Genomic DNA, 8051 nt, shown 5'->3' on the forward strand with positions numbered 1-8051 from the left:
TAGATTATCGGGTATCGTATCGCCTGATTGCACCTTGGTAAAAGATATTCCATTTTTTATTACTGGTTTTAAGGGTTAGTTAGAGATTAAAAGCTATTTTTAGCCTCCACTGGTGAGGAGAGAAATACCTAATAGTCTCTGACTGCCCTTAGAAAACCATCTGCGTTCACAACGTAAGGATTATTTGCACTTTCTAAGTCCGGTCAAACACATAGTTTCCAAAATTTACATAATTTACATAAAACTATATTGACAAGTGAATATATGTTCATATATTATATGTGAAGTTTAGTTTTGGGGGTTATTATGACGCGGCTCTTTCGCATACTTCGTAGTGTTGGGATTATGGCTTTTGCTATGGCACTTGCTTTTAAGTTATCACCATCTTTTAGGTCGCCGTTTGGCTCTGACATATTGTTGCTTATAAGTCTGCTCTTTATTGGTGCAGAGGTGTTTTTCAGGGCTGTCAGGAATATCGTGCACGGACATATATTTGATGAAAACTTTCTGATGAGCATCGCCTCTATCTGTGCTTTCCTTATAGGCGAACGCTTTGAGGCACTTGCTATACTGCTATTTTATTATTTAGGCGAGCTTTTGCAAGACTTTGCGCTTGATAAGTCGCGCCATTCAATATCGGCATTGATGGATACCCGTCCAGACCATGCGAATCTCAGAGCTGGGGAGACCGTGCAACAGGTGCCGCCAGCCAGCGTTAAAGTCGGTGAACTTATAGATGTGCGCCCCGGTGAGCGTGTTCCGCTTGATGGCGTAGTTCACAACGGCAGTTCAATGCTTGATATGTCCGCCCTCACTGGGGAATCTGCCCTAAAACGAGTAGAGGCGAATGATGAGGTGTTATCAGGCTCGCTCAATAGGCGCGGGCTTATTACACTGCGGGTGACGAAACCGTTCAGCGAATCAACCGTTTCCAAGATACTTGAATTGGTGGAACACGCCGCAGAGAATAAGTCGCACACTGAGCGGTTTATCACAACTTTTGCCCGATATTACACCCCTGCTGTTGTGGCGTGTGCCACTCTGCTGTTTGCTGTGCCAGTGTTGCTACTAGGCTATGATTTTGATGAGTGGTTAAACAGAGCGTTGGTTTTCCTAGTGGTATCCTGTCCGTGTGCGCTCGTCATATCAGTGCCTGTTAGCTATTTTGTGGGGATAGGGGAAGCTTCTCGCGCTGGGGTGCTTGTCAAGGGAGCAAACTACCTTGACGCTCTGGCAAAAGTAGGCGTTGCGGTATTTGACAAGACGGGCACGCTAACTAAAGGGACGTTTAAGCTGCAAGAGGTTCACGGATATGATGGCTGGAACAGGGAAATGTTGTTAGATATAGTGTCTGTGGCTGAGAGTGCATCAACGCACCCGATAGCAGGCTCTATCCGCGATGCGGTTAGCCTGCCACCCGATATTAAACGTATGACTAAATGCGAGGAGCTTGGGGGGTTAGGGATAAAAGCAGTTGTAGATAGCAAAGTAGTGCTGGTTGGGAGCAGCAAATTGTTAAAGAGTGAGAATGTTGTCCACAAAGAGACGTATAGGCTGGGCACTATAGCATATATAGCCATAGACGGCGTTTTTGTGGGCTACCTGCTAATATCTGACGAGCTAAAGGAGGACAGCGCACAGGCTATAGAGCAACTAAAAGCACAGGGAATCAATGAAATAGCGATGTTGACAGGCGACAACGAGATGAGTGGCAGACACGTTGCCTCTCAACTAGGCATAGCTCATTGTTTTGCGGCATTGCTCCCGAATGAAAAGGCTGAGAAGATAGAGGAGTTGCGACAAGGCTTGCCAAAAGGGACTAAGATATTATTTGTAGGGGATGGCATAAACGATGCTCCTGCGTTAGCTGTAAGTGATGTAGGAATTGCTATGGGTGTGCTAGGCTCAGATGCGGCTATAGAGGCGGCGGACGTGGTGCTAATGACAGATGAGCCGATGAAACTGCCACAGGTGATATATATTGCGAAGAGTACGCGGAATGTAGCTAAGCAAAATATCGTTCTGTCGCTTACTGTCAAGGGGGCTATTTTAGTGCTGGGTGCACTGGGCTATGCGGGCATCTGGACGGCAGTGCTTGGCGATGTAGGCGTTACTGTGCTGGCAGTGCTGAACGCAATGCGGAAGAGGTAAGGATACATTATCGCAAGATACAACACTAGTGCAGAATAGTCAAGTTTTACCCCTTGTTTAATATCCATAAAAGTTCTTTGACTTTTATGTTTCTGCCGCTCAGATTCCTAGAGCCTCTATAAGTATTATAGTCTTGCTCTAGCAATTCAACCTTTCCATACTTTTCTAAAATACCCTTGAGCACAGCGAAAGGAATAATACCCTCGTTGTTATATGATATAAGTATGTATTTGGCTTTGGTTTCTGCTATTAGATTATCCATAGCCGTTATTGCCATTTCACGTTTATTATAAGCAGAGCGATTCCAGTTTTCTGCTATACCACTAACACCATTTTGTATAGGGATTTCTGTCTCTGGTGTCGCTAGTATGTTTAGCATAAAATAATTAGAACCGTAAGGGTGTTGATTGTATGGCGGGTCATAATATGCAATATCATATATGGTATCACCCCTAGCCAATTCGTTGATGTCTTTCCGTGAAATATCTGTCTCACACTCTGCTTTACTGAATATTGGCATTTTAAGTTCTATATTTTTTAATATTCTTGAAAGGGCGTTTTTACCAGCACCGCCGAAACAACCTATGCCGTCTTTCTTATGAAATCCCTTAAAAACCCCTGATGTGTTTGTGTGGATAGATGCCGCAACGATAAGCGGGGCAAGAAAAAAGTGTTGTTCTAGCTCGTTTATCTGCTCATATATAAGTTTCTTCAATGTATCTAACATCTTGGCGTTGTGTCCAGTATAAAACGCACGCTCACCAGCTTGAATATTTACATCATCTTTTGGTGCATAGTTATTATAGATAAAGCCCTTTATGAGATTTTGATGTGCTAATGCATTCAGTTCATCAATTTGAGCGGTTAGATGAGCCATATCCACTTCAGACGAATTGCTTAAATAGCATTTGTTCACTATATATGAATACGCTTCAATATCGTTAGAATATAATATTGATGAGTGCTCTTTCAGCAGGCGAGATACAGCCCCGCTACCAGCAAAGCCGTCTAGTGCAATCAGACTACTTTTATTTAGTTTGCTCTTTACCCGCTCTATGCCAGCGTTGATAAATGGCAATAATGTGCGCTTATTACCTATGTATGTAATAAGATGGCTTGTCAAAAAAGGAGCAGCAAAGTCAACCAAGTTTCCTTGTTCCATAGGATGAATAGCCTATCATATATATACCTATAAAACGAGTATGTTTTATTAAACCACCCCAAGCGGGCATTGCTGAATCATATAGAGGTTCACCTATATCTAAATAATCAGCTACGCCAGCACAAAATTCTCAAATATTTTTATCTTGACACGTTAGCCATAAAAAATTAGAATTAAAGGTCGGAATATGAGCGAGTTGCAGAGTAGCTATAATGATGTGATACAATACTAAAGTAATATGGAGCGAATATGAATACGATAGCATGTTACAAGATTGTCTACGAAGAGCAGGACATTGCCGTTGCAACTGACAGGTCGCTGTCGTTTGATAAGGCGGAGCTGAAGTTGGGGCTTTATGACTTGAATGCCATTGAGGAGGCTACCAAACTAGCTGCTGATACAGGCGGAATTGCTAGGGCTATCAGTCTTGGTGGCGACTGTCTTGACGACAGCAAACTGAGAAAAGGCTTGCTTTCACGCGGACCTGCTGAACTATATCTAGTAAAAGACCCATCATTAAAAGACGCCGATACCAATACCACTGCAAAATTACTCTCCCTAGCGGCACAAAAAATAGGCTTTGATTTAATACTCTGTGGCGAGGGTTCATCCGATTGCTATGCACAGCAGGTAGGTGTTCAGCTGGGAGAAATATTGGGGCTACCTGTTATAAACGCTGTTAGCAAGATTACTCCTGCTGGGGATAAGGTTGTTGTTGAGCGGACGCTTGAAGATAGCGTTGAAGTGCTAGAAATAACACTGCCTGCAGTGTTGAGCCTTACGTCTGATATAAACAAACCACGCCTTCCCGGTATGAAGGATATACTTGCCGCTGGCAAGAAACCTGTAAAAGAACTGACCCTTGCTGACATCGGTGCGGGCACTGGTGCGCCTGCGATAGAGACGGTAAGTGTCCTAGCACCTAAACAAGCTGAACGTAAACGTGATATTGTTGAAGGCGAAACAAAGGTTGCAGAATTCCTTGAAAAGTTCCGTAGCGAGTTAAAGTAGGGGAGGGGAACGATGAAAGCACTAATATTTAGCGATAGATTGAACGGGTATGCAGAGCTAGTAGCGGCGTCTAAATCGCTTGGCGCAGAGGCTGTAGCTTTTATTGTAGCAAGTAAGGATGAGGCGGGCAAATGCCCTGCAAGCAAGGTGTATCAATCAGACGTTGATTCGTCAAAGATGTTAGATGACTATTTCCCTGCCCTGCGTTCTGTGGTTGATATTGAGAAACCAGATGTGGTGCTAATCAGTGCTACCAAGCGTGGCAAACTAATGGCGGGCAGACTAGCGGCAGTGAATAACACGTCAGCCATTACCGATATAAGTTCATTAGAGGTAGATGGCGATGCATTTATCGGCGAGCAGATGTATTACGGCGGTATAGCCGTGCGGACGCTTAAGAGCAAAGTATTCACTATTGTTACTATTCCACAAGGCACGTTTGACGCTACTGGTGTAGTTGGCACTGCTGGCGAGGCAGTAAACGTTCCCGTTCCAGCTACTAGTGGCAAAATAGTGCGGAAAGAAGTTCGTCCCAAGGCTGGCGGACAGGTGAACCTAGCAGATGCAAAACGTGTAGTCAGCGTTGGGCGTGGGTTTGTCAAGAGGGAAGATTTGAACATCGCACAAGAGTTAGCAAGTGCAATATGTGCGGAGCTGGGTTGCACTCGTCCTGTGGCTGAGGGCGAAGGGTGGATGGAGACTGCGCGCTATATAGGCGTGTCGGGTGTGTCATTAAAACCTGATGTATATCTAGCAGTCGGCATATCGGGGCAAGTGCAGCACACCATAGGCATCGGGTCTGCTAAGACGATAATCGCTGTGAATAAAGATAAAAATGCGCCAATATTTAAGTGTTGCGATTATGGTATAGTTGGCGACCTTTATAAAATAGTTCCGGAGCTGACGAAATTGATTAGAGGATAGGTGTGGGAACAAGTATGAGTCAAACTGCTATCTATGGTGCAATTTTCGGGCTAGTAGGGGGTATAGGTCTATTCCTATACGGCATCAATTTAATGTCAAAGGGCTTGCAGCGTGCGGCTGGTGAGCGTCTAAAGTTTGTATTAGGGAAACTTACGTCAAACCGCATAATAGGTGTCTGCTTAGGTGCTGCGGTTACAATAATGGTGCAAAGCTCTACCGCAGTGACAGTTATGGTAGTGGGTTTTGTAAATGCTGGGGTGATGAGCCTACTACAAGGCATAAGCGTCATAATCGGCGCAAACATAGGCACAACAATTGTAGCACAAATTATATCGTTCAAGATAACAGCCTTTGCACTGCCAGCAGTGGGGCTGGGTGCGCTAGTCTACCTATTTACTAAGAACAGTTCTCCTATCCACTATGTGGGGCAGGCAATACTCGGTGTAGGCTTGCTCTTAATAGGTATGAGCACTATGACAGCCGCCTTTGAGCCTGTCAAAGACAGCACTGCACTGGCTGAATTATTCGTTACATTCTCAAAATATCCGATATTAGGCGTTCTGGCTGGTTCAATTGCTACTGTTATAATGCAATCAAGTGCTGCGACAATTGGCATCACCATAGCTCTTGCTACAACTGGGCTTATAGACTATCAGGGTGCGATTGCATTAGTGTTGGGCGATAACATCGGCACGACCACTACGGCTAACATAGCCGCTATCGGTAGCAGTAAGGCGGCAAGACAGGCGGCGTTTGGGCACTTCCTGTTTAACTTCACGGGTGTAGTGCTAATGCTGGTGTTCCTAAAGCCGTTTTCAGCGTTTGTTGACCTTATAACAACTGGCGACCCGATGTTGCTTGTAGATGGGCAACGTCCGTATATGGCGCGGCATGTAGCGAACGTCCATACGATATTTAATGTGTTGAGTGCGCTTGTAATATTGCCGCTGTTAAATCCGCTGGTGCGTATATGTGAGTTCTGTATAAAGGGTAGTTTGAACGAACAGGCATATAAGCTCACATACCTGTCAGACGAGATGATAAGCACGCCGGAAATAGCATTATCGCAGTTGAATGCAGAAGTTGTGCGGATGTCTAATGTTGCTTACGGAATGTTAGAGCACATGGGCAGGGCGGTTATCGCACTTGATTATTCAAGAGCTGACAAAATATCAAAGGACGAAAAGACGTTGGATGCCTTTCAAGATGAATTGTTGCGTTTTATAGACAAGCTTGCTACCAGCAGTATAAGTCGTCGCTCAGCATCTAATATAATCAGAATGCGGCAGTTTGTGCAGTCAATGGAAGAGATGGGCGACAACGCCAAACGAATGATGAAATCAACTATGAAGATGTTTAACAGCGAATACCACTTCTCCGAAGCGGCGACCATTGAGCTAAACCGTATATTTTCAGTTCTCACAACATTTGCTTCTAATGTATTTGATGGGTTATCTAGTAGCACAAGACCCTCTCACCAGCTATTATCGCTACGTGATGAAATAAGCAATATGAGCAAGCAGTTTAGAAGTAATCATGTAACCAGATTGCACAACAACCAGTGCAGTGCTGAGGCGGGTTTGTATTACGCTGATATGCTCGGCTACCTAGAGCGTATGGGGTCTAACATATTTGCCATAGCACAGCTGATAGTTGCCGATGACGATAAACCCGCATAACAAAAATCCGTTTGTAATTCCCAGCCTTTTAATGTATCCTCACTAGACAAATATTTTTAGTGAGGTTGTTTATGCAATACCGTTTATCAAAAAAAGTGCAGACGATGAGACCATCATTTGTTGATAAGATTTTTGCACTAATCGCATCGCCCGATATTATATCGTTTGCTGGCGGTTTGCCCGGCAGGGAACATTTCCCTGTAGCAGCTATTAAAGCAGCAGCAGATAAAGTGTTGTCAGAAGAGACGGGTTCTGACGCATTGCAATACTCTGGCACACCTAAGGGATATCCCCCGCTGGTGAATCATATCGTTAAACGTTATGCTGGGCGCGGTCTGAACGTGTTGCCTGAGGAAATTTTGGTCTTGAACGGCTCTCAGCAGGCTATGGATTTAACTGCAAAGGTATTTATAGACGAAGGGGATGGGATAATAGTTGAAAATCCCTCATATCTCGGTGCGCTGGACGGGTTCACCTACTATCAGCCTAAGTTCACAGTAGTGCAGTTAGAAAAAGATGGCGTTAATTTAGAGCAGCTAGAGGCGGCGGCGAAGGACAAGAAGAACAAGATATTCTACTCAGTGCCAACTTTCCAAAACCCTACGGGGCTTACCTATTCTGATGAAAAACGCAAGAAAGCGGCTGAAATATTAGCTAAAAATAACGTAATGCTGTTTGAGGACGACCCCTACGGCGAATTGCGTTTTAAGGGGCAGCATCCTCAGCTGATGACCTCGTTTGCGCCTGACAATAGCGTAATATATGGCTCATTTTCTAAGATAATCTCCCCGGGTGTGCGACTAGGCTGGTTGCGCGCACCTAAGGCGTTAATTGACAAGTTTGTTTTGTTGAAACAGGCAACAGATTTGCATTCGGGCACGCTTACCCAGCGGATAGTAGCGCAGTTCCTACAAGATAATAATATAGATGAGCATATTGCTAAGGTTAGTAAATCGTATGCTGTCCAATGCCAAGCTATGCTGGACGCTATGAAAGAATATTTTCATAAAACTTTCAATTGGTGTATATAGGTTTGCGGGTGTTTTTAGGCATAAATACAATGGCACAGACGACAGTGGCTTGTTATGGGCTGTATTTGAACGCAAGCATAAAGAGTTTGCCGA

At 44.4% G+C, this 8051-nt stretch carries 6 protein-coding genes; 5 read left to right on the forward strand and 1 reads right to left on the reverse strand.

The window, feature by feature from the left end:
• Nucleotides 1–306: 306 nt before the first annotated feature.
• The gene (locus AC1MDJ_RS06035; RefSeq protein ID WP_479690037.1) at nucleotides 307–2151 is read left to right on the forward strand and encodes a heavy metal translocating P-type ATPase; all 1845 of its coding nucleotides are present in this window, start codon (nucleotides 307–309) and stop codon (nucleotides 2149–2151) included.
• A 46-nt stretch (nucleotides 2152–2197) separates the two neighbouring features.
• Here AC1MDJ_RS06035 and AC1MDJ_RS06040 read toward each other — a convergent pair whose 3' ends face one another.
• Nucleotides 2198–3274 carry a DNA adenine methylase gene (locus AC1MDJ_RS06040; RefSeq protein WP_479690038.1) on the reverse strand — a complete coding sequence of 359 codons (1077 nt, stop codon included), beginning with the start codon at nucleotides 3272–3274 and terminating at the stop codon, nucleotides 2198–2200.
• A 288-nt stretch (nucleotides 3275–3562) separates the two neighbouring features.
• Between AC1MDJ_RS06040 and AC1MDJ_RS06045 the strand changes: the two genes are divergently transcribed.
• The 4 genes from AC1MDJ_RS06045 to AC1MDJ_RS06060 all read left to right on the forward strand — a co-directional run bounded on the left by AC1MDJ_RS06045 (nucleotide 3563) and on the right by AC1MDJ_RS06060 (nucleotide 7958).
• On the forward strand, nucleotides 3563–4324 hold the full coding sequence (locus AC1MDJ_RS06045) for an electron transfer flavoprotein (protein WP_479690039.1): 762 nt from the start codon (nucleotides 3563–3565) through the stop codon (nucleotides 4322–4324).
• Between the two features lie 12 nt (nucleotides 4325–4336).
• Nucleotides 4337–5248: an electron transfer flavoprotein subunit alpha/FixB family protein gene (locus AC1MDJ_RS06050; protein ID WP_479690040.1), complete on the forward strand. Its 912-nt coding sequence runs from the start codon at nucleotides 4337–4339 to the stop codon at nucleotides 5246–5248.
• 2 nt (nucleotides 5249–5250) lie between these two features.
• Nucleotides 5251–6927 carry a Na/Pi cotransporter family protein gene (locus tag AC1MDJ_RS06055; RefSeq protein ID WP_479690041.1) on the forward strand — a complete coding sequence of 559 codons (1677 nt, stop codon included), beginning with the start codon at nucleotides 5251–5253 and terminating at the stop codon, nucleotides 6925–6927.
• A gap of 71 nt (nucleotides 6928–6998) precedes the next feature.
• On the forward strand, nucleotides 6999–7958 hold the full coding sequence (locus tag AC1MDJ_RS06060) for an aminotransferase-like domain-containing protein (RefSeq protein ID WP_479690042.1): 960 nt from the start codon (nucleotides 6999–7001) through the stop codon (nucleotides 7956–7958).
• Nucleotides 7959–8051 lie beyond the last annotated feature (93 nt).

This window comes from Candidatus Termitispirillum reticulitermitis, assembly GCF_054655775.1.